Here is a 25,472-nt window from a genome sequence, read left to right as displayed (position 1 = left end):
AATTGGGTTATGATATTTCAACTTATCGGATGGCTAGGTGCTGCTTTTTTTGTCTCCTCCTATTTCCTGCTGGCTAAAGGCATATGGAAACAGGAAGAGCCTAAGTACCATGCTTTCAATTTTTTTGGTGCAGTGTGTCTGATGGTCAACGCGCTTCATTTTTCAGATCATGCAAACCTGGCAGTAAATGGAGTGTGGGCAGGTATTGCCCTTATGGCGCTCTATAAATGCTGGACTTCATATTTTCGCAGCAGATCATAAACCTGACTTTTAAAGACCTCTAATTTTCTGTTGTAAACTTCTTCATTATCGATCATCGATAGGTAATAGTAAGCCCCCTCCACGACTACAAAGATCTGTTCGGATAGTAAGGCAGTATCTTTTTCCCGGAGATTTTCATCTTGGTCTAAAATAGCCTTTAATGACTCGCGCAATTTTTCATGCAGGAGGCGGTATTCAGCTTTGATTCTTGAATTGCGGAAAATCAAGCTGAAACAACTGTAAAATACTCCATCATCAAAAAGCAAGTTCCAATCCCTGGAAAACAGCTTGTCCACAAATGTATGGGGATCTGCATAGTGCTTTGTCTCCAGTTCCTTTAAGACCGGTTCGTAGATCTTCAGGTACTGATCCAGAATATAGGATATCAGGTTGGATATCAATATTTCTTTAGTAGGAAAGTAATGCATGACCAGACTAGGGGGCATATCAAGATGCTTTCCGATTTTAGCAATTGAAGTGTTTTCTAGTCCGTTTTTCTTGGAAAGTTCATAAAACCCTTCAATAATCTCTTTTTTGCGTTCTTCGGAAATTTTATTGCTCATGTTAATACTGTGTTGTTAGAAAATGAAATAGCTGTTCTCTACGGGAAAAATGCCTTGACACTACGAAATACGATATATAAAATTGAATGATCATTCAATTTATGGATTTGTTTTCAAATTTAAGATCAGGGCAACTCTTTGGTAAGAAATTTACTTGTTTGGGGTTTTAGTATTATGAGTGTATTAGTTCGATAAAAGCAGTTAAACAACCATGAAAAGAAGAGACTTTTTACTGTGTCCTGCTGAATCAACCGCTACTGAAATCCCACTGGGTGCTACTTTTTCATTCTCATCAGTTGCAAAACGCACCCTTATCACCAACGAAGTAAAACCCGATGGTAGTGGTTTACGGCAAGTTCATTCTATACTTTGAGCGTTCCAGCGATTTTTCCTCCGGAAGGATAGGGACATCTGTGATATGGAGCAAAGAGTGCGGTATTGATTCATAACATTGGATTAATATCCAATTAATCCCTACAAGGTATCTTTACTTTATGTTAGAATGGGAGGATTCGCAGGTGTAATGGATATGCTTTGCCGGATCCAAAGGGCTTCTGTTCAGATGTCATCATTTCCAAATCAAGCGACATGGGAATAATACTCGCTGTGGTCACCTTGCAAGCACTTACTACCGGTTTGTTGATTTATCTCAACAAGCGGTATAAGGGTGAAGATCTGTATCTGAGTATATTGTTTGGCGTTATATTTATCCATTTGGTATATAAAGGCGCATTGCTTGTTTTTTTTGAGGACCGGGAAATATTCGAAAAACTGCATGGTTGTTTTTCCTTGCTATATGGCCCCCTGCTCTACTTTTATAGCTGCTCTATTCTCGGAAGATCCATTGATTTCAAGCAGCTTTTACTCCATGGAATTCCGTTTTTCACAGGATTGGGATTGAATGTCATGATGCTGGTTTTTCTGTTTATAGAGACAGATTTCCAGGCAATAATGGAATTTTATCATCAGCTGACCCAGTGGATGGTATTCATTTCGTTCACTGGGTATGGTTTATATTGTTTTTATACTTTGATATCTATCAGAGGGTCTTGGGCGCTGAAACAAAAGGTGCTGGTATCCAAGATAATCGCCGGGAGTTTTTTAGTCCTTTCTCTCCTGATTTTGATAGGCTTTGCTTCTAGGATCTTTGGCTTTGCCATCAGTATAAATATGCGGTATATCTATTTCTTGATGATGTTGGGTATGTTTTTTTCGGTATTGCAGATCAGAATGCGGATACTCCTGTCCAGGGAAAATCAGATTACTGAGGAAAGCCAACTGGCTATACTCCCACAGACGAAATATAAAAACTCAAAAATCAAGGAAGAGGAACTGGAAGAGGTGATGGTTAGGATTCAGGCGTTTTTTGCCAGCCATAAACCCTATCTTGATCAGGAGTATAGCTTGGATCAACTGGCGAATGATACTGGTTTTCCCAAACTCAAAATCACACAGGCATTGAACTTACATCTGGGACAGAATTTTTATCAGTTTATCAATTCAGCCAGGATTGAAGAATCCAAACTTTTGCTTCAAAACCCAACGGAAGAGAATCTTACGCTGGTAGGATATGAAGCGGGGTTTAAATCAAAATCCACATTTTACAAGTATTTCAAAGAGGCTACAGGATCAAGTCCAAGCGATTATAAAAAATCGTTTCAGGTGGTGAGCTGAGCTATTCAGCCCTTAGGTGTCTTCAATTGTGGTCAAACTTTTTGAGTAGCTTGAATGGAAGGGAGTAAAAGGTTAGTGTAGTTGGGTATTTTCTGCCTTTTTTTCAAAAAGTCCAGAAGAACTGGTTAGCATTAAAAAAGATCAGTTCTAAAAGCAGGGGAGGGATCGTGATGTTTTACTATGTAGTAAACTAGGGTTTGACCACCTTGCTCTCAAAGTGTTTACCAGAGATATAGGAGTGCCCCAGGATTTACCGATCGTGCCGTTGGCACTCTTGACAGATTCATTCGGATTTCTCAACCCTGAATTTCGCTTTGCTGCATTCAGGGCGGTTACCTGTTGTGCCTTTGGCACAAACGCTCAACTTAACTAATTTCTGGCATGAATGATTTCCCTTACCAAAGGTAAGGCCTGTAAATGCCCAGAATGCAATTCTGGGTTAATGATATAATTGATATGTTTTTCAGAGTGCCAACGGCACGATCAGTAATCTAAAGCTAGTTGGGATCAGCTTACCGGAATGGGCAGACTTTCTTGTTAGACCAAGCCGAAGAAAATGTGGTTAATTACAGAGGAAAAACTCCCACATTATCTTAGTTAATTTTTTCATAACTATTTGATAATTCTATTTAATAGTCTGTAGATCAGTGTTTTATATTCTATCCCCGCTGGGAAAAGTACACGTAAATTTATACGGACGACAACTGAATCCCGGATGTATAGGTTTGTTGAAAATTTTAAACCTATGCAAAAACAATTACAGTTAATGTTGGTATTGGTGCTCTGGAGCTTTGTGGCAAATGCCCAAACCAGCGCCTCATTATCAGGAAGGATTTCTGATGGAAATGGGTATCTGCCGGGAGTGAATGTCTATGTAGTAGAGACAAGCCATGGAGCTCCTACAGACTTGTCGGGGAAGTTTGATATTTCCAATCTCCCAGTAGGAAAAGTATCTCTTCGGATCAGTTACTTGGGTTATGAGACCTTGACTCAAGAGGTAGATCTAGTGCCAGGGAAGAATTCACTTGGAAACATTGTGTTAGCTGAAACCGCGGGAGATCTAGAAGAATACGTCATGAACGGTACGATGATTCCTTCTCAGATGAAGGCTATCTCCATTAAGCGGAATTCTATGGCGATTATGGATGTAATTGCCGCCGATGCCATAGGTAAGCTCCCCGATAGAAATGCGGCAGAGGCAGTGCAGCGCCTTCCCGGAGCCAGCGTAAACAGATATCATGGGGAAGCCAACCAGGTCAGTGTAAGGGGAACTCCATATTCATGGGCATCTACTTTATATAATGGTACCCGGCTTCCCAGTGCCAACGTGTTTGGAAATAGAAATTCACTTTTGGATGCTATTCCTGCCGAAATGATCCAGTACGTACAGCTTTCCAAGGCTATCACTCCGGATATGGAAGGAGATGCTATTGGAGGAAGTGTGAACTTTGTGACCAGAACCGCTCCGGAAGACAGGACGCTGAATATAAGCCTAGCTGGTGGGTATGGTGAGAAATCCCAAAAGGGGAGTTACAATGCTTCCGTGGTTTACGGTGACCGGCTTCTTAACGGCAAACTGGGTTTTGTAGTCTCTGCATCTATCTGGAATAGAAACTTTGCTTCCGATGAAATTGCTTTGGACTATAACCTGACCAAAGTGAATCCTGGGGAAAGGTATAGTATCAACACCATGAACGCCAAGCGCTACTATGGAAGAAGAACTACCTCTGCGATCAATGCTGCAGTAGAATATGAGTTTTCTCCTTCAAACAAAGTATTCGCCCGTATCGTACGCGATAGATTCGATGATGTAAGACCGGTGTATGAGACTTATTACGAGTTCAATAGAAATAGATATCGCTACAGTAACCGGGAGTCGGAGTATAAGACCAATTTGAAAGGATTTGAATTGGGCGGTAACCATAGTGTCGCTACCAACTTCAAGATCGACTGGAAAGTATCCTCCTACGATATGTTCTACCGACTCGATACTCCTCCCAATATGCCATCTGATCAAAAAGGACTTCCTATAGCCCAATTTTATCAAAACCTGACGGGTGATTTCGGTGGGAGATCATCAGATGGGCTGATTTATAATGCCTTCGATGCTCCTGATGGCAAAGGAATTGCCCCACTTAACTTTGATCCCCAACTGACCAATGAGAATGATTTTTTGGATCCAAGTCGCTTGTCTCTTCAGCAGCTGATTATTTATCAGATAGATCAAAGGGATAGAGACAATGTTGGGCAAATGGATTTCACTTGGGATAAGGATTCTAAATTTACCCTCAAGGCCGGCGGTAAGTTTAGGTTTAAGAAAAATGAAGGGATGAATACCCCCCAGGTATTTCTGCCAAATGCCGCTCTTGGAATCCCCAACTCCGCTCCTTTAAGATTCTTGAGTGAGTTTGACAGGATGGACTTTCCTGTAGCAAGTACCTATTTCAGCGAATTGAACGGTCAGTTTGATGGACTGGCAATCAACCCGATGACTCAAAACCAGGTGTTTGAAATCTTTTCACCGGAGTTTTTTGCTGCTAATGATATCAATGATTACTCTCCTGCCTCCAATGCCACTACCAAATTCAACGGAACAGAGGATGTCTATGCGGGATATCTTATGGGAATGTACGACATCAATGCAAAGCTGAAAGTGATTGGTGGATTCAGAAATGAGTACACCAAAATCGAAATGAACAGTTCGGTGTATGATGTGGCAAATCAAGAGGTAAGTCCTATTACCAAGGAGCATAGTTACAACGCCTTTCTGCCAATGTTGCACTTCAAATACAGTCTGGCTGAGAACAAAAACCTGCGGTTTGCCTATACCCGCACCTTTGCCAGGGCGAATTTTGCCGACCTAAGTCCTTCAGAAAACATCGATGTCACCGGAGGAGTACCGAGAATCACCCGTGGAAACACATTCCTGCTGCCTACTTTCTCCAATAACTTCGATATCATGGGTGAATGGTTTCTACAGGATGTGGGATTGGTGACTGCCGGGGTTTTCTTCAAGGACATAGATAATTTCATTTTCAGGGATCTTTCTACAGAAACCATTGATGGTACTGGATATCTGGTGTCACAGCCTAAAAACCTGGAATCTGCTTATCTGCTGGGTTTGGAAATGGGCATCACTAAACGTTTTTCAGGTTTACCTGGATTCTGGGGTGGTTTTGGGGTGGATCTTAATTATACCCTTATCCATTCCGAATTGGAAGTGTCCAGAATCAGCGAGGATGGGGATCCGATTGCCCTGGATATTACTTCACTTCCAAACCAATCGCGGAATCTCTTCAATGCATCTGTTTTCTATGAGAAAAACGGATTGATGTTGAGGTTGGCAGGAAACTACAGAGGCCATTCTGTAGAGACCATCAACCAAAATCTGGGGCCGGATTATTACATACATGTAGGCAAAAATTTTACAGTTGACTTCTCTGCGGCTTATTCCATTTCCGAACGAATCAAAGTGTTCGCGGAAGTAAGAAACCTCACCAATGAGCCCTATGTCCAATACCTTGGCGAAAACAAAAACCGGATTACCTCCAGCGAATGGTATGCTACCAATGGTCAGGCTGGACTTAGATATGTTATATTCTAACCAATACTTATGAAGACAGTAAAAACACTATTTATTTCGGCGACAATGCTTGCCACATTGCAGGCAGTTGCACAAAAAAACCTTGGACTTGAATCAAGCCCTAATTTCAGAGAGCTGGGCGGAATTGCAGTTGGTGAGGGGTATTTGATCAGAGATGAAATGATCTATCGCTCTGGGAGCTTCAGTCATCTACCGGAGGCAGATCAGGAGAAACTGGCCAAGACCAATATTAATACAATTGTGGATTTCCGCTCTGCTTTCGAAATCGAGCGGGAGCCGGATGATATCCCTGCTTCATTGCATGCTACCTATGTCTCTTCCCCTATAGGAGCAATGGATCAAAATGCCATGGGCAAATTTATGGAGGTGCTCAATAGGGATGAATTCAGGACAGAGAGCCTAGATTCCTTGATGGTGGAGGCGAATAGGAATTTTGTAGTACATATTGCGGATTATACGCCATTCTTTGAAAGCCTGCTAGATCAGGATGCTGTAGTCCTATTCCATTGTAGTGCGGGCAAAGACAGGACAGGTTTGGCGTCCTCTCTATTGCTTCATATCCTAGGGGCTGATTGGGATACCATCATGTCTGACTATTTGAGGTCAAATGATGCTGTGCAGAAGCTCGATGAAAACAAGTTGGCCATGTATGGGATATCAAAGGATAGAGCCAGGTATTTGATGGGGGTGCAGCCAGCATATCTAGAATCGGCTTGGGCTGAGATCGAGAAGAAATATGGAAGTATAGATGCCATGCTGGAGAAAGAGTTCGGTATTGGGGAAAAGGAAAAAGCAAGATTAAGAGCCAAATTTCTGAAGAAGGTTTAGTTTTTTTCGACCAATTCATTCGAGGGCAGCAGAAAAAATTCTGTTGCCCTCTGTTTTTTAGGTATAGAATAGTCTATAGGTAAACCGGCATTTTATTGGCAAACAACCAAAAAGCTTTTAAAATACTGAAGATACTCAGCTCCATTTAGCCTTGGGTTATGAGCTTGTCAGGTCCTCCGGTGTTGACCCATTTTTCCAGATTGTGGCAGTCTGGTGGAAATGTCGTTACCCGACAGAAAGCATGGGTACCTACGCTTATGATAAAACCCTTTGGTTGAAAAAAATTAAACTAGGGATTGCTCTTCCGCATTCTTGTTAAGTCTCCATTGCTTTACTGTGAAGATTACTATTTAATTGTTAATCAATTATTATTCTATGGTTATTTGAAATATAATTCCTTTGATTTTATGATTTCAATATTTAATATTGAATGAATGTTCAATAAATTATTGTTTTGTTGAACTGGTTTTAGACTAGGTGATTTGATGGCATTTCTAAACTTAACCCAATAGTATATGGATAATTCTTTACCAATACCTTCTATCATTTGGAAGGAAATTCAACAGAAAGGCCTGATGCTGTCGATTCTGTTAATTGTAAGTTTCCAGGCCTTTGCCCAAGGTGAGATCAAGGGGAAAGTAACCGATGCCTCAGGTGAGGCCCTACCGGGTGTTTCAGTGCTAGAGAAGGGAACCCAAAATGGTGTTATCACTGATCTGGAAGGAATGTATAGAATAATATCTGGTTCAGAGGATGCGATCCTAGTATTCTCATTCATAGGTTTTCAGAGTATTGAGGAAGCTGTGAACGGGAGGTCTGAGATCAATCTGTCGATGAAGGAAGAGGATACGCTCTTGGATCAGGTGGTCGTGGTAGGGTATGGTAGCCAGAAAAAAATCAATGTCACCGGCGCCGTGGACCAGTTGGCGGGGGAAGACATTGCCAACAGACCCATTGCCAATGTGGTGCAGGGACTTCAGGGTATGAGTCCGGGGTTAAACATTACTTATCAGGGAGGTAAACCTGGAACTGTACCAAACATCAATATCAGAGGTTTTACCTCCATCAATGGGGGAGGGCCTTTGATTGTGATCGATGGGATACCGGGCAATGAAAGCGACCTGTTGAGATTGAGTCCTGCTGATATTGAGTCCTATTCCGTGCTTAGGGATGCGGCATCTGCCGCAATCTACGGTGCAAGAGCTGCTTTCGGGGTAATCCTAATCACTACCAAAAGCGGAGCGGAAGGAAAGCAGCAGATATCTTACAATAGTTACTATGCTTGGGGAAGGCCATCTGTACTGCCTAAGCCCGTAACCGATCCCTACATCTACTCCAGGGTTCTGGAAACAGCAACAAATAACACTCCTTGGGATTATGTGAATTATTCAGATGCCCATTACCAATGGGCAAGGGAGCGCTCGGATGATCCTTCGGTGGAGAACACCCGCCTGGATCCTACCGATCCCAGTCTATGGGCATATATGGGTAGCAATAACTGGAATGATTACTTTTTCAATTCATCAAGTTTTTCCACAAACCAGAGTCTTTCCATCAGTGGCAACAGCGGTGGGAAGATGCCGATCGGTTACTATGTTGCTGGTGATTACACCAAGGAAAATGGCTTGAACAAGCTTACGCCGGATTATTGGGACAGGTATTCCATGCGCGCCAAAATCAATGCCAGGCCACTGGATTGGTTGTCTGTGGACAATAACCTTAATCTCTATCAGACTGAAAGAGCTGATCCTACCAAGAACATAACAGATATCTACTATCTACAGCCAACTGATGTGGATAAAAATCCGGATGGTACCTGGGCAAATACTGGTGCCGGGAGATTGGCGGCGGAATTGGTCGATGGGGGCAAACGAAAAGAAGATATGTTCGGATTTCAAAACATCCTTCAGGCCACTGGATCTTTTCTCAATGGTGATCTGACTTTTACCGGCAGGGCAAGTTTTAAACGTGAGCAGTGGAAATACAATTGGGATAGAAGAAAATACAACATTGGTTTTGGGCCAGAGGATATAAGAACAGAAGGAGGGGAGGGCTCAGTAATCGAGCGAAATGGTACCCTTGTCAACACTATTTTTGATCTATTTGGGAAATACTCCAAAACCTTGGGAGATCATAGGTTTGATCTGTTGGTTGGGTACAATCAGGAAAACTACGAGTATTCCACCGTTCAGGCCGAAAGAAGGGTGTTGATCTCATCTTCCCTGCCGTATTTGGGATTGACGACCGGGGATGCGTTTATTACCCCTTCCTATAGTACTTATGCGTTGAGGAGTGGTTTTGGTAGGATTAATTATTCTTTCAGGCAAAAGTATATTCTGGAGTTAAATGGTCGCTATGATGGTTCCTCCAGGTTTCCTTCCGACAACCGTTGGGGCTTTTTTCCTTCGGTATCGGGATCTTGGCTGATGATGGATGAGGATTTTTTCTCGGGGCTGACCCATGTGGTTTCCACATTTAAGATCAGGGCTTCTTATGGTAGTCTGGGCAACCAGAATGTTTCCAATTTTGGATATATCCAGACTTTGCCTACAGGGCTATCAGAATATCTGATCGATGGAGACAGGCAGACGGTCATTACATCTTCCCCTTTGCTGGCAGTAGATCCAACGAATTACACGTGGGAGAAAGTAGTGACCAACAATGTGGGGCTGGACTTTGGGTTGTTGGGAGATCGGGTTACAGGTACTTTTGATTATTTTATCAGGGATACAAAAGGGATGCTTACCGACCCCGTTGAACTTCCAGCAGTACTGGGCACCAGTCCGCCTAAGCAAAATGCGGCAGACCTACGCACCAAAGGCTTTGAAGTTACATTAGGTTATAGGGATCAGTTTGGAAGTGCTTCCAATCCCGTGAGGTTCGGTATTCGGGCGAATCTTTCTGACTCGCGATCCCAAATCACCAGTTTCCAAAATGAAAACGGTCTGTTTTCCAGCTACCGTGTAGGTCAGAATATTGGAGAAATCTGGGGATTGGTCAATGATGGCATCATGGAAAACCAAGATCAGATCGAACAGCTGGATCAGTCAGCTATTGTTCCCTGGGGGGCCATTGACGTAGTACCTGGCTGGCCAAAATACAAGGATCTGAATGGTGACGGGAAAATCGAACAGGGGCTGACCGAGTTTGATCCTAAAGATCTGACTATTGTGGCGGACACCACCGCCAGATATCGTTATGGGGTGACTTTGGATGTGAGTTACAGCGGATTTGATCTGTCTGTGTTCCTTCAGGGAGTGGGGAAGCGGGATTATTATCCAAGACATTACCTGTACTGGGGACCCTATCAGCAACCCTACGCGAATATCTATCCCTGGAATCTTGACTTTTATAGAGGAGAAGATGATACTGCGGATTTGATGGCCCAGCATTCCCAAGCCTATATCGAGGCAGGTTTGGCGCAGCAGAATCTGAACTCAGAATTCCCTGTACTCCAAGCTTGGCTGGCAGATAATAACTATGGAGCGGGATTGGATATTCCCCAAACAAGGTATTTGCAGAATGCGGCTTATTTAAGGATCAAGAATGTGACACTTGGCTACACTATCCCCGCCCCGGTCTTGGAGAAATTTAAAGTTTCCAGAGTGAGAGTATATGTGACCGGTGAGAACATTTTTGAGTTTTCCCCAATCAAGAAAATTTTTGATCCTGAGGCAATAAATGATGGCTATGGATGGGCCTATCCTTTTCAGAGAAAATTCGCTTTTGGGCTAAACATAGATTTGTAATAAAAATGGAATAAGGTTATGAAATCGACACGATTAAAATCATCATTAAAATACACAGGGCTCCGCAGACTGGCGGATTAATCGTCAAAGATTCTCCCGATCCGCCGCGGCGGATCGGGACAGGCTATCTGGCCTTAAAAAAACAATCATATACAGATGAAGTCTAGCATCATGCAAATGTCAGATAGAAATGTATGCTTGCCCACGGGGAATCTTCGAATATCAGTTTCACCATGGCCCTTAAAAACAAATTATAATCACATGAAAAAATATATCCTAATATTCGGAGCAGTGATGATGTTTTCCTCCTGCAACGACGATTTTCTAGACCGCTATCCGCAAACCTCTGTTGCGCCTGAGGAGTTTTTTAAATCAGAAGAAGACTTGGAACTTTATATTAACGGGCTGCTGAGCATGCCTGGTCCAGGTAGCTATCAGGCGGATCAGAGCAGCGATAATATGGCAACCACTGGGGCTATTGAAATCAAAAATATGCTTACGGGCACTCCGAGTTCACAGACCCTTACCGGAGGCTGGAATTGGACTTCGTTGAGAAACATCAATTACTTCCTGGATAATTATCAGCAAGCCAATGCTTCCGAAGAGGCCATCTCGCATTTTGTGGGATTGGCCAGGTATTACAGAGCGGTATTCTATTTTGGGATGGTCAAAAGGTATTCCGATGTGCCTTGGTACGAAACCGCGCTTAATCCCGACGATGAGGGGCTTTATAAAGGACAGGATTCAAGGGAATTCGTGATGGGGAAAATCATAGAAGATCTTGAGTTTGCCTCACAGCATGTCAGGGAAGAAGTTCCAGCCGGTACTCCTGGCTTTTGGGCCGTCAAAGCCTTTTATTCAAGGCTTATGCTTTATGAGGGAAGCTATAGAAAATACCATCCCGAACTGGGGCTAGAGTCAAGTTCATCAGCTCTTTTGCAAAAGGCTGTTGAGCTGTCGGAAGAAATCATGGATGCAGGTTTATATAGCATTTATAACTCAGGAAATCCAAGCCGGGATTATGCGGCTTTGTTTGGAAGTAGTAATCTGCTTGGTAATCCCGAGGTCATACTTACCAATGCCTATGATGCCAATAAGGATAGGGATGGGAACATCAATTACACGGTGTTTGGGGATTACGAACAGTCCCCTTCACGTGATCTGGTGATGGGGTATCTGATGAGTGATGGAACCAGGTTTACAGACATAGAGGGTCATGGGGAAATGGGGTTTGTCGCCGAGTTTCAAAACAGGGATCCACGGCTGATGCAGACCATAGTATATCCTGGCTGGGTTAGACAGCCCAACACTACTCCTTATATCCAGTCACTAAATAAAAATTTTACAGGTTATCACCAACTGAAAGGTTACCAAAATACCACGGATGCAGTGGCTGCCGGAAGTGTTGATTTCCCTGTTTATAGATTCGCCGAGGTTCTTTTGACCTATGCAGAAGCCAAAGCGGAATTGAATTCATTGACACAGACTGATCTTGATAAGTCTGTAAACCTGTTGCGTCAGCGTGCGGGAATGCCACATCTGAGCATGGTCGAGGCGAATTCCGATCCTGATCCGTTCTTGATGGAAAAATATCCTAACCTGAATGGCTCAAATCTGGGGGTTTTGCTGGAAATACGTAGAGAGAGAAGGGTGGAATTGGCGATGGAAGGTTACCGTTACGATGATCTGATGAGATGGCATGCCGGTAAACTCTTGGAAGAGATCCCTCAGGGAATGTATTTTGCAGGACTGGGTAAGTATGATTTGACAGGAGATGGCATCGAAGACGTGATTTTAATTGGAAAAGACACCCCTATTCCGGTGGGAGATGCCAAAGAAAAGAACAGTCTTGGTGTTGAATTGATCTATTACAAAGCCGGTACCATAGATGAAAACGTAGATGTCTTTTTGGAAAACGGAGCTAATGGCGGTAGGATGGTTACCGATACAAGAGCCAGGAATTTTGAGGAACCTAAATATTATTACCGTCCCGTACCAATCCAGCAGATGACTTTGAATCCTAACCTTCAGCAGATTTTTGGCTGGAATTAAATTAAAATTAATGCAATAGCTCCTCCGATCAAAGCCAGGCCATTGCTCTCTAAAACTATAGATTAGGTAAAATAACAATGAAGAAGTTAGTAATGTTGGTTCTGTTGGGAGTCCTCTCCTCCCAGACATTTGCCCAGGAAAACGAGAAAAAAGTCCTATTTGTCATCCTTGACGGGATACCAGCCGATGTGATGGATTCTGTGGCTACTCCCAACATAGACAAAGTTATAGCAGAGGGAGGATTTGCTTTGGCGAGTATGGGCGGTGAAGTCGGGGGTTATTCAGAAACTCCGACTATATCCGCAGTGGGGTACAATTCTTTGCTTACAGGTGTATGGGCAAATAAGCACAATGTCTGGGACAACAGTATCGAAAATCCGAATTATAATTACTGGACGATTTTCAGGATGCTGAAGAAAACGGATCCAAAAAAGAAAACGGCAATATTTTCAACTTGGCTGGACAACAGGACAAAGTTGGTTGGAGTAAATCTTCCTCAGACTGATCATTTTGAGTTTGATTATTTCTTCGACGGGATGGAATTGGATACGCTGAATTTCCCGCATGGGGAAGATCGCTTATATATACACCAGATAGATGAGTTGGTTTCCAAAGAGGCGGCAAGCTATATCCATAAGGAGGGGCCGGATCTTTCTTGGATGTATCTGGAATATTCGGATGACATGGGGCATAGGTTTGGCAACAGCCCCCAGATGATCGATGCGGTGCAAAAAGCAGATGTGCAGATCGGTAGAGTCTGGGAGGCAATCCAATTTAGGCAAATGTATTTTAAAGAAGATTGGCTGCTGATCATTACCACCGATCATGGGAGGGAAGCGGATGGCTTTGGACATGGGGGTCAGAGTGAACGGGAAAGGACTATATGGATTGCCACCAATTCCAAAATGACCAATTCGTATTTTGACCGGAAACCGGAAATGGTAGATATCCTACCTGCAATGGCACTTCATCTGGGGTTAAAGATTCCCAAAAGGATAGCAATGGAGCTCGACGGAACGCCGTTTATAGGGCCGGTACAGGCAACTGGTCTTACAGCGAATCGGCATCAAAGTAAGTTGGAATTAAAATGGAAATCTCTTTCCCAAGGCCAGAAAGGTAGGGTTTGGGTGTCCACCACGAATAATTTCAAAACGGGCGGATTGGATAATTATTGGTTGGTCGGTGAAGTGGATCTGGACGAGGAAAGTGCCAGTATGACTTTACAGGGAATCCAATCTGATGTTTATAAAGTGGTGTTGGAAACAGATGCCGGTTACCTTAATTATTGGGTTCAGAATTGATACGTGAGCTTTTCATCATGATAACATATTTAGGGCGTAAAATCAGTATAAAACCTGATTTTACGCTTAAAATAACCATGGTTTTTTTTCATATAATTAGCTTCCTGTACAGTAACTTTCCTACATAATCCTACAATTGTTGGGCCTAATGAACTCTGCCCATGCGTAATTTTTTGTTTACCTTTTTTTACTATCCCAGACTAAGTAGCAGAATCAAGTTTAACCAGACTGAAAAATGCTATGTATTTGAAAAGGATAGAAAAAACAATTTGTGTGGCTGTACTTTTTATGATAGGAGGGAGTATAATGCCCCTTCAGGCCCAAATAAAAGAACGGGTAGTGGAGCGGGCCAAAGAATCATCCACAAATAAAGCCGAGCGAACAGTGGATGAAACCATTGAATCTGTAGGAGACGGTATCGTCAATGGCGTAAAGGGAATTTTCACTAAAAAAGGCAAAAAGAATAAGGGGAATGACGGAAATCAGTCCAACGGTATGGGGTCTGGTGATGGACAGGGGATGGGCGGTGAGTATGGCTCAGAAGATTGGGGGGATGAGCAAAGCCAGGGGGAGATGGATTCGGAGATGCACTCAGCAGGTTCCCCCAGCTTGTCCAAATACACCAAGTTTTCTTTTGTGCAGGGAGAGGAAATCATCGCCTATGATGATTTTATGCAGGATAAAGTAGGAGATCTGCCTGCTTCATGGATCACTACCGGAACAGCTGAAATTGTCAACTTTGACGGAATTGAGGGTAATTGGGTATGGTTTAACAAGACCAAAGGCAATTTTATACCTGAGTACCTTAGTGATTTTCCTGAAAATTTTACGTTGGAATTTGATTTGATGTATGACTTTGAGTTTGGGTCATTTAGTTCAAGTAGAAACCTTATGCTGGTGTTCACTGATATAGCCAATCCAGAAGCAAATTTGGGATGGGAGGGTACCGGGGACTACTTCACCCTACAGAAATTATCCGATAACTATTTAGGTATCCAGTTTTCGGGCAACAGTCATGATGGGGGACCCTTTATCATTGCCAGAAAAGCAGTTCATACCGAAAAGGGATTGAATTTCAGGAATGATTTTAATGCCAAGCACCTCATTAATGCCGAAGGGGCCAACAAGCCTATTCATATCTCCATTTCCCGCATGGGCAGGCGTGTTCAGGTCTTTGCCAATGAAGAGAAGGTGTTGGATCTGACGGCAGCATTTCAGAAAGATGTAAAGCTCAGCAGTGCCCGCTTCTATGTCGCAAATTCTGCTGATGGAGACAATTACTACCTCAGCAACCTACGCTATGCTGTAGGGCAGCCGGATACCCGCAGCAAGTTATTGGAAAGCGGAACTTACAGTACTTCTGCAATCACGTTCAACTCAGGTTCGGCGGAAATTAAACCAGAATCCTATGCTATTCTTAAAGAAATCGCAGATGCTTTGAAGTCCGAATCTGGTAAAGCCGTGTCAATCATCGGACATACAGATAGTGATGGCTCAGCGGAACTGAACCAGCGCCTATCTGAGGAACGTGCAGCTGCTGTAATGAGGGCTTTACAAACCGAATTTGGTGTTAGTAATGCAATACAAACTTCTGGAAAAGGTGCTTCGGATCCCGTGGCGGAGAACAACACCCCGACAAGCAAGGCAAATAATAGAAGGGTAGAATTCATCCTTAATTAATTCTGATCCAATCCTTTCTGGTAGGTAACAAGACCTAGATAATCTTGACAATCTGAAATCAATTTTTAAAAACAAAACATTTAATTCACAATGAAACTTCATTATATCAATCTTTTGGTTCTTAGCATGGTAACTGTCCTTTTACTTTCTAACTGTAAAGAAAAGGAGGAGCCAGCCACTGATTATTCCCAGTTTATGATGGGAGAATGGACAATCTCTGAGATTTTCACCTTGTCTGGTGAGCCTGAAATTATCGATGAGTGCAACCGGCAAACTTCTTATAATTTTATGGCAGGTGGAGTACTTAATGTCAATCCACATGCAAGTGCAAGTGATGGAAACAGCACTTATTGCGCAGCAGTGCTGAATGACGGCTTGGGAGTGGATGTTGATTATGTGATCACCGGAAACAGGATGGAGAGTCCCATAGGTAATGCCACGCTGGAAAAAATCAGCAACAGTTCCGTGAAGCTCACTTTTGATGAAGAAGAATTCGGGATAGTGGTGTTGGTGAGGTAAAGGTAGTCTCAGCAGGAACCTCTGAACATAGGTTTGAAAAGCATCAGGAGCAATCTTGGTGCTTTTCTTTATTTCTGCCAAAGGCAATTTTATCTGGCTTTTATCTCACCAGCTTCTGTGTCAAAGTGGTATTTGTGTTTCAGTCTTAGACTAGAATCAACCAGCTTTTCCTTTTATCTAAGCGTGTATGTTTTAGTTAGTCGTTAACTGCTCTTTTTAGCTCTGACTCTCCAGCTAATTCCTATTCCCCCCACGACTAAAAGTAAGGCAATTGCTATCATCCAATTGGGTATTCCAGCGTGCCTGATAGGATCGGTATTACCGGAGACCACCAGCCCTGCCCAGTAAAATGGATGACTCAGCTCTGCATCCGGATTGGCTTTTAGATAATCCCGCTTAGCATTGGCCAGTGAAGTGTTTTTTTTATTTCCTTCCAATAAAGATTGATAAAAAGAGACCATAAGCGATTCAGAACTTTGATCGGGGAGTTGCCAAAGTCCCATGATCAAGCTTGGTACGCCGGCATATGAAAATGCGGTGGCCAAACTTTTTACCCCTTCACCTTTCTTGATCGGGCCATATCCAGTATTGCAGGCACTCAAGGTAGCGAGGTCCGCCTGAAGCCGCATATTATAAAGTTCATAAGCATGAAGCCTACTGTCATCGGCAAATACAAAACTGGATTGCTCTCCTTCCAGATCGTTGACTTCTGCATGCATGGCAAGATGCAGAATAGAATAATCCTTGGCTTTTGCTAGGAAGAAGCCCTTATCCAGCTTATCTCCCTGATGGATTTCACCTTCCAGTAATTCGGAGATCCGGATAGCTTCTGAGGCGGCACCCGGTAAATCAATGGCTGAATTGCCACGTAGCAATTCTTTTTCTTGGGTAGTGGAATATTGCGGAGCAAATGCAGCAAAGGAAGCCGAACTGTTTTTCTCCATTCCTTCCTGTAGCAACCAAAGCGGTAGCGAACCGGAGTAGCTGATGTCATGCTGTGTTACCAGAAATCCGTCGGACTTACCGGTTGGTGTCAGTGCTTCAAAAGGCACATAGTTTACTATATCATCGGGAATGATCAATAGTTGCCTCTGGAAATCAGAATCTATTCCATCAGGAAGGAGATATGCAAACAGCTCCTTGGAAGATTCATAAAAAGCTATATCCCTACTCTTCAGTTGATCCATTGCCATGGATACTAAAGATCTTAGCTTGGAGGTAGAGCCGAGGCTATGTAGGAGAATTTTGTCCTTCGAAATTTCAAACAGATAAGCAGTAGAATCTGTCACTAGGTATCTCAGAAGGGTCGTTTGTTTGTCTATTGCTTCTTGAACATGGGATAGTTTTACTTTGCTTTGACTCAGTCTCAGGTATTGGGGAGTGAGTTCTTCCAATGTGCTCTCCATCATCCCGAGCTCTTGCTCATGATGATGAAGCTTGGATCTCAAGAAGTCCAGCTGCCCGATCTGAGCGGAATCTTTTTGCAGGCTTAGCAACTGCTCTTTGTAGTGGACAATCAGTTTGCGGTGCTCATCTTCCTTTTGTTGAATTGAATCAGGAACAAGAATGGCTGTTTGGCGTGCATTTTTCATGAACTTCTTCCAATCCTGACTGCTCCTATTGTTTTCCAAGACACCCAATAAATGGCTTAGAGCGACCTCGTCTTCCGGATGTTCTGATCTAAGATGGCATTCCAGCAATCCATGTTGGATCTTTGACTGCAGGGATGCTAAGGCATCAGTATATGCACCCCCCAGGTAATAGCTGTCCAGCATTTCCATGGCCAATTGAAAAAGATGCTTCGCAGTTTCCAAATCCTGAGATGAAGCCATACTGTCAAAAAGCGAAAGATAAGTTTGCCCAACGATGGTGAGTCCGGAGATGTAATTTGAATGTACCCGTCCACCAAAATTGACTAACTGAATAGACTGCGGTGAGTTAGACAGACTGTCCGGTCCTGTCAACATTGCCAATGTCTTACTTCCGTAGTGTTTCGCACGCTTTAGATCCTGTTTTGCGTTGGAGATTTTAGCTGCAATAATAATGTAGTCAATCACCTCTCCCTTGTGCTGGGAGACGGCCATGGCAGAGTCGATGTATTTTTCGGCACTCGCAGGATTGTTTTTATCCAGATAAATCAAGGACAGTTTTGCATACGTGTCAGCCAATAAAGAGGAGTGTCCGTGGCTGTCTTTAATTTTCAATGCTTTTTCATAGTGGGAAATTGCACCATCAAGGTCACCTTTCAAAAAATGGAGTTCTGCCAATTCTTCCTCAGAACTAACCAGATATTTTAGGAACTCTTGAATTCGGGATTGGTCTATTGATGAGACCAAAGATGCGATTGAGTCTCTGTAGCTGATGGCCTCATCCAATTGCCCTTTTTGTGTCAGTACATGTAAGTGTTTGTTCCAATAGTTCAACATCAAGTGGAGGTTCGGATCATCTATTTTCTGGGAAATCAACTGATTTTTCTTCCCCCAATTTTCATCTTTATTGACAACTAGTTCTCTGATTTTAGCCAATAGTCCTTCCGCTTCATTGAGGTCACCATACCGTAAATTCCAATTGATCAAATTCCCGTAAACCGTCATCAGATAGCTTTGGTCCAATTCCTCAGCTTCTTCCCAGGCCTTTACCGCTTTTTGATAAGTTTGGTATTGCTTATTTGCCAGGCCCAGTAAGCCATAGTTAAATGCCAGGTTGTTATAAGTTAGTCCTACCTCTTGGTGGCTTTCTCCATAGAAAGAAATTTGCTTGTCAATAGCCTGCTCATAATAGGCTACAGCTTCCGGGTAATTGCCGATTTTGTTTTGGATATAGGCAATATCAAAAAGAACACTCGATAAACTTTCCGGGTCAGGATCAGCTGTGGCAATAAGGGTAGTGTGGATTTTTTCGGCTACCGGAAGTGCTTCGGGCCATTTTCCGTTGTACCCGAGAAAATGATAGTAGGTGTTGAGAAGGGAGATTTTCTCTTCCAAAGGAAGATTAGTGCTGTCCATCAGCTGGTAAGCGGATGCCAAAAGAGGAATCCCTTCTGCTGCGTAATTGTATGAAAGAGCCAATGAGTGATTTCTTTTTACATGCAGATAATTCCGGATTTCAGTCACCCCGTCTGTATAGGAGTCTAATGCGCTATCTCTATAGGAAACAGATTCGGTATGCAACCCCAAGTTCTGAAGGGAGTCAGCTTTTTTTGTAAAGACGCCCCATGCCGAATCGCCATATAAATCCAAGATGTTTTCAGTGACAGATTCAGACTCTTTTTGAGGGACAGTTTCAGTTTCTTTTTGAGTTCCACAGGCAGCTATAAGTAGTAACAAAATAATTGTAAAGCTGCTCTTTCTAAAGAGTGTAAAATGCCCTATAGGTGAAAGAATAAAAACTATACCCTCAACATACCAACCGCTCCATCCGCGCTCTTCTGTATTATTCCCCATGTAGATAAACGTTTTCCAACTGTAAGTAAGAGCTGTATTAGATGCTATCAAGATTAAAAAAGCCAGCTTAATTACCATAATATCGGAAAGTCTAAAATTAAATGAAAGGTATACTGTGTGACTGATAAAATATACTGCTAAGTAACGTCATACTTATTTTGGGCCTAATGAAAGGTTACAAGGAATAGTTGCTTTTCTTGAAAAATAAATAAGCAATCAATGCAGCTATTAAAGTCAATGCAATTATCCAGATTAAGTTATGATTTCTTTTTTCTGTATAATCTCCAAGATAAACAAAGCCCGCCCAATAGTTAGGATGGGCTGTATTTTCATCTGCCTTCATCAAATATTCCAGTTTGGCATTTCTCAATGCTTGACTGTAATCTTCACCCTCATAAATTCTCTTATAGAATATTCCCATCAATTTGCTGGTGGATTGGTCAGAAACGGCCCATAAGCTCATCAGTAAATTGGAAACATTCGCATACATAAATCCCCTGGCAAGACTGATGACGCCTTCTCCTTGTTGGAGTTCACCATATCCCGAATTGCATGCAGAAAGAGTAACTAGATCAGCATTCAAAGCGAGGCTGAAAAGTTCATAAGTATGAAGTAAACCATCGTTGGTTTCATCGCCATTGAATAGAAGTTGGGACGTAAGTGGGTTGTTTTCATTGATCAAGGAATGCGTAGCAAGATGTATGATATCTGCAAATGGTGCCTTGGCTTTAAATTGGCTTTCTGTTGCTTCACTTCCTTTCAGAAAGTCTCCCTTGTACAAAAGCGATAAGTTATTCAGCTCATCCTCCGCAAATGGTAGATTTGTCAGGAATTTTAGCCCATCTCTTGTGGCGGTATCCACCTCAGCTATCATTTTGCCCTGCAGACTATTGAAATCAGGAAGGATAGCAAGCACTTTTGAATTTGAATTGGGATGGGCTGTTTGCTTTTTATTAATCAAAGAATAAGCATATTGATAGCTGATTGTATATTTTTTTATCAGGTATTCGTATGTTTTGAAGGTACCATTGTCAAGTTCTTTATCGACTAGCAAGTCAAATGGCAGATAGGCTAATTTTCCGTCCGGAATAATAATAAGGTCGTTGGATTTAGTTTTAGCCAAAGCAGGCGCTAACAATTCATTATAGAGTGTAATGGAGGGTTTTTGGAAATCTCCTTTTTCTTTATTGCTTACGATTGCATGAAATTCTGTTATAGCATTTTCAAGTTCTGGAGTTTTTTGAACCTTATAAACCCCTTGATTTTTTTTGCTTATATAGCTGACTAGGTAATAGTCTTTGTTATGGTAGAAATCAATGATTAATTTTTCCTTTGGAAATGCGTTGCTGCTAAAACTGGATCGAAGGGAATTGTATTCAAAGCTTTCAATTGATCCATATTCAAGGGTATAGTATTTTGGGTAATCTTCTTTGAGTTCATCCATGAATGACTCCATTTCAGCTTTTGCATTTATCAAACCTTTGATATTATCATTTTCCATTGAAGTCGAACGAATGCTTTTTGTAAAGCTTTCTTTATAAACTGCCTGTTCATAGTATAGCAAATTACTTTTCAAATCGATTTCCCGGGATAGAATATAAGAGGGGACTCCCAAAGAAATATTTTCTTTTCCATTGACCTTATCTTTTAACGAAGCAGCTTTTGATAAATCACTTAGCCATATTACTCTCCAGAAATCATCTGGGCTCTTTGTTTTTTGATAAAGCTCGTAAGAAACATCTAGCGCTTCATCAAAATTGTCTGTCAGCTTGGAAGCAAAAAGTGATTTTGCACGTAAACCTGAAAGTCCTTTTCTAGTACGCATTCCGATATTTATCCCAAGAATATACGCATCAAGTGAAGCTCTCAGGTATTCCACATCTCCGGTTTGTATGTAAATCCCTTTCAGTAGACTCCCTTTCTTGATGAAAAAATTACTGAATATAGGACTTTGAAAAAGTGAATCAACTTTGGGGTTTGCAAAAATATCCTCACTTTTTGAGAATGTTGGGAATACTAACTTGGTTGCATTTATAAGCTCTTTTTGGAGCAAATCCAGTGTATTGTTTTTCAAATGTATTTTAGCTTTCCAAAGATGAGCATCTGCTTTGTAGGCGTTTTTATCAATCTCATTTGGTGTAGGAATAGCTATGGCACTATCGAGCATTTGAATAGCTTTTATGTCTTCTCCCATTACAGAATAAACTCTCCCGAGATCTGTGATTTTTGTAATCAGTCCCGTGTAATCCTGTCCATATTGATTTTTGAAAAATTGGATTGTTTCTTTTCCATAAAAAATTGCGCTGTCATAATCATTTTTTAGGAGATAGGTCTTGTGCAACAAAGATTTGGCATAGCCGATGTATTGATCTTTTGGGTTTATCTTTTTCAGCATAGCGATGTTTTCCTTCAGATAGTTTCTTGCCTCGATAATTTCATCAGGATTCTGGTTGAGTTCTATCAGGACTTCGCTATATGCCAGATTTTCTTTCATTTTTTCATAGCCGGTTGGATCATTCTCTGGATTGTTTATCCGGATCAACTTCGATAGCTCTAAATTTTCGATTGCTGATTGGTAGTTGGCTAAATCAAGGTGGTTGAGTGCCTTATTTAAGTACAGATTGCGGATTTGATTGTCAAACTGGACGTTTTTTCTTTGAAATGTGACTAAACTACTGTCAAAATATCTGATGGACTGTTCGTAATCAAAAAGTAAATTATAATTGATCGCAATATTGTTAAAAAGTTGTGCGATTTGGATGTCATATTCCCCTCCGTCGTTTTTTGACTGGTAAAAGTTTTTAAGTTCCTGAAAAATCTTAATCGACTGTCGGTTGTATTGCTTGTAAGCCAAGGCAATAGCCAGCCTGTTTTTGACTCCATGGACTAATTCAATAATTGCTATGTTTTCACTAGCAATTATTGAATTAGCGCTATCCAGGATTAGGATGGCTGAGTCCAGCTCATTATTATACATGAGCGCTTCCCCTTTTTTGGAAAGGGATAAAACGTGTGTTGTATCAGAGGAAAGTGAAAATCCAGGAGTACTAATAAAAAGTTCGACAAAGAGTGTAAGAATTATTGATCTGAACATATTTTTTTATAATAAGCATAGATGGTCTTCAATATTAACTAATAGTTTCTCCCATAGATCTAGGAAAGATGCCTTTCGCGGGCATAAACATCCTGATATACCACTGTGAATAATTCGAAAAGAATACAGCAACTCAAAAATCCCATAGTATCTTTAAATTAATCACTGCCTAACTTGTTCAATCCAAACTCAACAGAATCCGCTCCACCTCATCCATTTTATAACCGCTGCTTTTTCTCAGACGGATCATTTCCTCTTTTCCTTTAATAGTGTCGCCTTTTACCAGATAGCTTAAAGCCATGTACCACTTGGCCTGATCCCTAAGCTGTGTGCCATCGCTATAGAGGTAATTGTCAAAATAATGGATTGCACTGTCGTATTGCCCCAGTTCAAACTTTGAGATGCCTTTATAGAATTGGATATAGTCTGTTTGGTAGGGTAAGATTTTAGTAAAAAGACTGTCAGAAACATTATATTTTCCGCTTTCATATGCTATGAATGCGGCTTTTTCCATATCCTCTGGATTGAATTCTTCTCCACGTGTGATCGGGGAGACTACATTGGGATAAGGGGAGTAATAGGAAAGAAAGGAATCATAAGCAGTATCTGAGTCCTGGGTATCAGTAAGATTCAGAATAAGGACAGTGGCAGCTATAAGCAATGCTACTCCTGCTGCAACCTTCCAGATAAAGGTTTTAGGTTGGATTTTATACACTTTTTGATCATCCTTTAGCTCCATCTCGACCTCACCTAAAAACGACTTGAGTTCTTTATGCTTATGCCGAATCACAGCTTCACGGGTAGCCTGCTGAAGCTCAAATTCCTCCCGGAATTCCTCATCTGAACGCAGCAAAGATTCCAGCCTCTTCTTTTCCTCTTCAGTCAGCTTTCCCTTAAAGAAACGGTCAAGCAGTTCATTACCTTCCATCAATATTCAAATTTTTTGTGTTTAAACGACTCCTTGAGTGTCTTCATGCAGCGGGATTTATGGCTTTTGACCACATCCGGATGATTGTAATCCAACAATAGCTGGATTTCCTTCATGCTTTTGTTTTCATAGTAATACAGCTCAAGGATTTTTTTGCATTTCTCCCCCAGCTTGGCGAGTGATTTTCCTAGGAAAGCCACCCTTGAATCAGGTTCTTCTATAAAGAGTTTGGCTTCTTCATACATTCCCTGATTCCATTCCTGATCTTGGGAGAATTCTACGCTTGGACGTTCCTTTTTCAGTTTGGTAAAGAGCATAAACTTCCCCATCGAAAAAAGGTAGGTTTTGATACTGCTTTTTTCCAGTTCTAATTTCCCGCTTACAGCCCTGTCAAATAAGGCTATGCTTACATCTTGATAGATATCCTCAAGTAGCTCTTCATCCTTGTGGTATCGTTTGGCAAATTGCAGGAATTGCTCCCGATATAATTTATAAACTTCTCCAAGTGCTGCTTTATCCCCGGATTTCAGCTTCTCTATAAGAATTTCACTCATTTACCTTTAGTCTTAAAAATTGGAATTAGGTAAACATATACATAATTTTTATTTATATATACACTTAGTTCAAAATCAGTTGATTAGTGTAAAAACGTTGATGGCGAAAGTTTTGTCGGGTAGATGCGGAAATTCACATGCCTGAATAAATGTGAAAAACCTGTTTTTCAGCCCAATCAAATGAATAAGGTAAGAAGTTTTTATGTATATCCGCTTTTCTGCCAGTAAAACAATAAAAGCATCATAGGATTCGGAAAACACCAGCGTCAAGGCCACTTCGGTCACCCGTCTTCGGTCTTCCGTCCAGTAAAGCAAAGAGAATATGGTTACTGACATCATTGCGGATAATCACAAAAGTTTTTTAAGGCATTCTGTTTACCATTTTTCAAGGAGGAAGACTAAGTCATAGCAATCAAAAATCATACGCTATGAAAAGATATTTTAACTCCAAGATTTACCTACTGTGTTTCTGCCTGTTTTTTATGGTATTCGAAGGACAATCCCAAGTCTTGAAGAAACTCAAAGACCAGATGGCAACAAAAGCCATTTCAGGAGATGGCCAATCTAATGAAGGAAAAGGGATGGGGGGAATAGACTTAGCCGGTATGATGGGGCAGTCTAAGGATTTTAAAGCCCCTTCCGAGTACAGTTTTGATTTCCAGGTCACCATGGAGATGAATATGGAAAAGGGCAAGCCTATGACCCAAGTATGGAAGTACAATGTGGCAGAAAGCTACTTTGGTATGGAAATGTCCGATATGTTGATCATATATGACCTGGACAGTGATGTAATGGTGACCCTCAATCCCAAAGACAAAACATACACGGCCATGTCTACCTCCATGATGGGAATGTTCGGAAATACTGCTGATGATGAGGATGATGCCAACATGCCTGAAATGAAAAAGACCAATGATACCAAAACTATTTTGGGCTATACCGCCACCAAATACATCATGGAGGATGAAGACTTGAAGGGGGAATTTTGGATGGCTCCTGAAGTGAAGTTTGATCAGGCCGCCTTTGCCAAATCCCTCGGTTCTTATTCTAAAAAGTCTGTGCCCTTACCGGAGAAAATGCAGGGATTTATGATGGAAATGACGGCTTTTGACAAGAAAGGAAAAGTCACTTCCCATATGAAAGTAGTGCAGCTTGGCGAGATCGAGCAAGTGATAGATATGAGTCAATACAAGAATGGGATGGCCTTTTAAACCGCTGAATC

General features: G+C 41.8%; 17 protein-coding genes. 11 read left to right on the top strand and 6 right to left on the bottom strand.

Features of this window, described 5'->3' with window-relative positions; all coding sequences use genetic code 11:
- Positions 1-9: 9 nt before the first annotated feature.
- Entirely contained in the window at positions 10-261 is a 252-nt protein-coding gene (locus tag LZF95_RS17390) for a hypothetical protein (RefSeq protein ID WP_233756301.1), read from the top strand.
- Here LZF95_RS17390 and LZF95_RS17385 read toward each other — a convergent pair.
- Positions 222-824, bottom strand: a complete 603-nt coding sequence (locus LZF95_RS17385; RefSeq protein ID WP_233756300.1) for a TetR family transcriptional regulator — start codon at positions 822-824, stop codon at positions 222-224. The two genes, LZF95_RS17390 and LZF95_RS17385, sit on opposite strands and share 40 nt — an antisense overlap.
- A gap of 211 nt (positions 825-1,035) precedes the next feature.
- On the opposite strand from LZF95_RS17385, the gene LZF95_RS17380 reads away from it, so the two are divergent.
- The 9 genes from LZF95_RS17380 to LZF95_RS17340 all read left to right on the top strand — a co-directional run bounded on the left by LZF95_RS17380 (position 1,036) and on the right by LZF95_RS17340 (position 16,231).
- Positions 1,036-1,197 (top strand): hypothetical protein, encoded by a 162-nt coding sequence (locus tag LZF95_RS17380; protein WP_233756299.1) that lies wholly within the window; start codon positions 1,036-1,038, stop codon positions 1,195-1,197.
- Positions 1,198-1,412: 215 nt separating this feature from the next.
- Positions 1,413-2,498: an AraC family transcriptional regulator gene (locus LZF95_RS17375; RefSeq protein ID WP_233756298.1), complete on the top strand. Its 1,086-nt coding sequence runs from the start codon at positions 1,413-1,415 to the stop codon at positions 2,496-2,498.
- 745 nt (positions 2,499-3,243) lie between these two features.
- The gene (locus tag LZF95_RS17370) at positions 3,244-6,102 is read left to right on the top strand and encodes a TonB-dependent receptor (RefSeq protein WP_233756297.1); all 2,859 of its coding nucleotides are present in this window, start codon (positions 3,244-3,246) and stop codon (positions 6,100-6,102) included.
- 9 nt (positions 6,103-6,111) lie between these two features.
- Positions 6,112-6,930, top strand: a complete 819-nt coding sequence (locus LZF95_RS17365) for a tyrosine-protein phosphatase (protein ID WP_233756296.1) — start codon at positions 6,112-6,114, stop codon at positions 6,928-6,930.
- 515 nt (positions 6,931-7,445) lie between these two features.
- A complete protein-coding gene (locus LZF95_RS17360; protein ID WP_233756295.1) occupies positions 7,446-10,679 on the top strand; it encodes a TonB-dependent receptor in 3,234 nt (1,077 codons plus the stop codon).
- 261 nt (positions 10,680-10,940) lie between these two features.
- Complete coding sequence (locus LZF95_RS17355; RefSeq protein WP_233756294.1) at positions 10,941-12,731, top strand: RagB/SusD family nutrient uptake outer membrane protein; 1,791 nt, start codon at positions 10,941-10,943, stop codon at positions 12,729-12,731.
- Between the two features lie 77 nt (positions 12,732-12,808).
- A complete protein-coding gene (locus LZF95_RS17350; protein WP_233756293.1) occupies positions 12,809-14,032 on the top strand; it encodes an alkaline phosphatase family protein in 1,224 nt (407 codons plus the stop codon).
- Positions 14,033-14,305: 273 nt separating this feature from the next.
- Positions 14,306-15,712 (top strand): OmpA family protein, encoded by a 1,407-nt coding sequence (locus tag LZF95_RS27690; RefSeq protein ID WP_233756292.1) that lies wholly within the window; start codon positions 14,306-14,308, stop codon positions 15,710-15,712.
- A gap of 90 nt (positions 15,713-15,802) precedes the next feature.
- Complete coding sequence (locus tag LZF95_RS17340; RefSeq protein ID WP_233756291.1) at positions 15,803-16,231, top strand: hypothetical protein; 429 nt, start codon at positions 15,803-15,805, stop codon at positions 16,229-16,231.
- Between the two features lie 203 nt (positions 16,232-16,434).
- On the opposite strand, the gene LZF95_RS17335 is transcribed toward LZF95_RS17340, so the two are convergent.
- The 5 genes from LZF95_RS17335 to LZF95_RS17315 form a co-directional block, all read right to left on the bottom strand.
- On the bottom strand, positions 16,435-19,674 hold the full coding sequence (locus tag LZF95_RS17335; protein ID WP_233756290.1) for a CHAT domain-containing tetratricopeptide repeat protein: 3,240 nt from the start codon (positions 19,672-19,674) through the stop codon (positions 16,435-16,437).
- A gap of 175 nt (positions 19,675-19,849) precedes the next feature.
- Positions 19,850-22,768 (bottom strand): CHAT domain-containing tetratricopeptide repeat protein, encoded by a 2,919-nt coding sequence (locus LZF95_RS17330; RefSeq protein WP_233756289.1) that lies wholly within the window; start codon positions 22,766-22,768, stop codon positions 19,850-19,852.
- Positions 22,769-22,946: 178 nt separating this feature from the next.
- On the bottom strand, positions 22,947-23,696 hold the full coding sequence (locus LZF95_RS17325) for a hypothetical protein (protein WP_233756288.1): 750 nt from the start codon (positions 23,694-23,696) through the stop codon (positions 22,947-22,949).
- Positions 23,696-24,250, bottom strand: a complete 555-nt coding sequence (locus LZF95_RS17320; protein WP_233756287.1) for an RNA polymerase sigma factor — start codon at positions 24,248-24,250, stop codon at positions 23,696-23,698. The genes LZF95_RS17325 and LZF95_RS17320 overlap by 1 nt, the downstream gene beginning before the upstream one ends.
- A gap of 75 nt (positions 24,251-24,325) precedes the next feature.
- Positions 24,326-24,589: a hypothetical protein gene (locus tag LZF95_RS17315; protein ID WP_233756286.1), complete on the bottom strand. Its 264-nt coding sequence runs from the start codon at positions 24,587-24,589 to the stop codon at positions 24,326-24,328.
- A gap of 89 nt (positions 24,590-24,678) precedes the next feature.
- Here LZF95_RS17315 and LZF95_RS17310 point away from each other — a divergent pair, with 89 nt between their 5' ends.
- Positions 24,679-25,461, top strand: a complete 783-nt coding sequence (locus LZF95_RS17310) for a DUF4412 domain-containing protein (RefSeq protein ID WP_233756285.1) — start codon at positions 24,679-24,681, stop codon at positions 25,459-25,461.
- Positions 25,462-25,472 lie beyond the last annotated feature (11 nt).

It is taken from the genome of Algoriphagus sp. AGSA1 (assembly GCF_021390545.1).
Lineage (GTDB): Bacteria > Bacteroidota > Bacteroidia > Cytophagales > Cyclobacteriaceae > Algoriphagus.
This window is presented reverse-complemented; position numbering and strand designations above follow the sequence as displayed.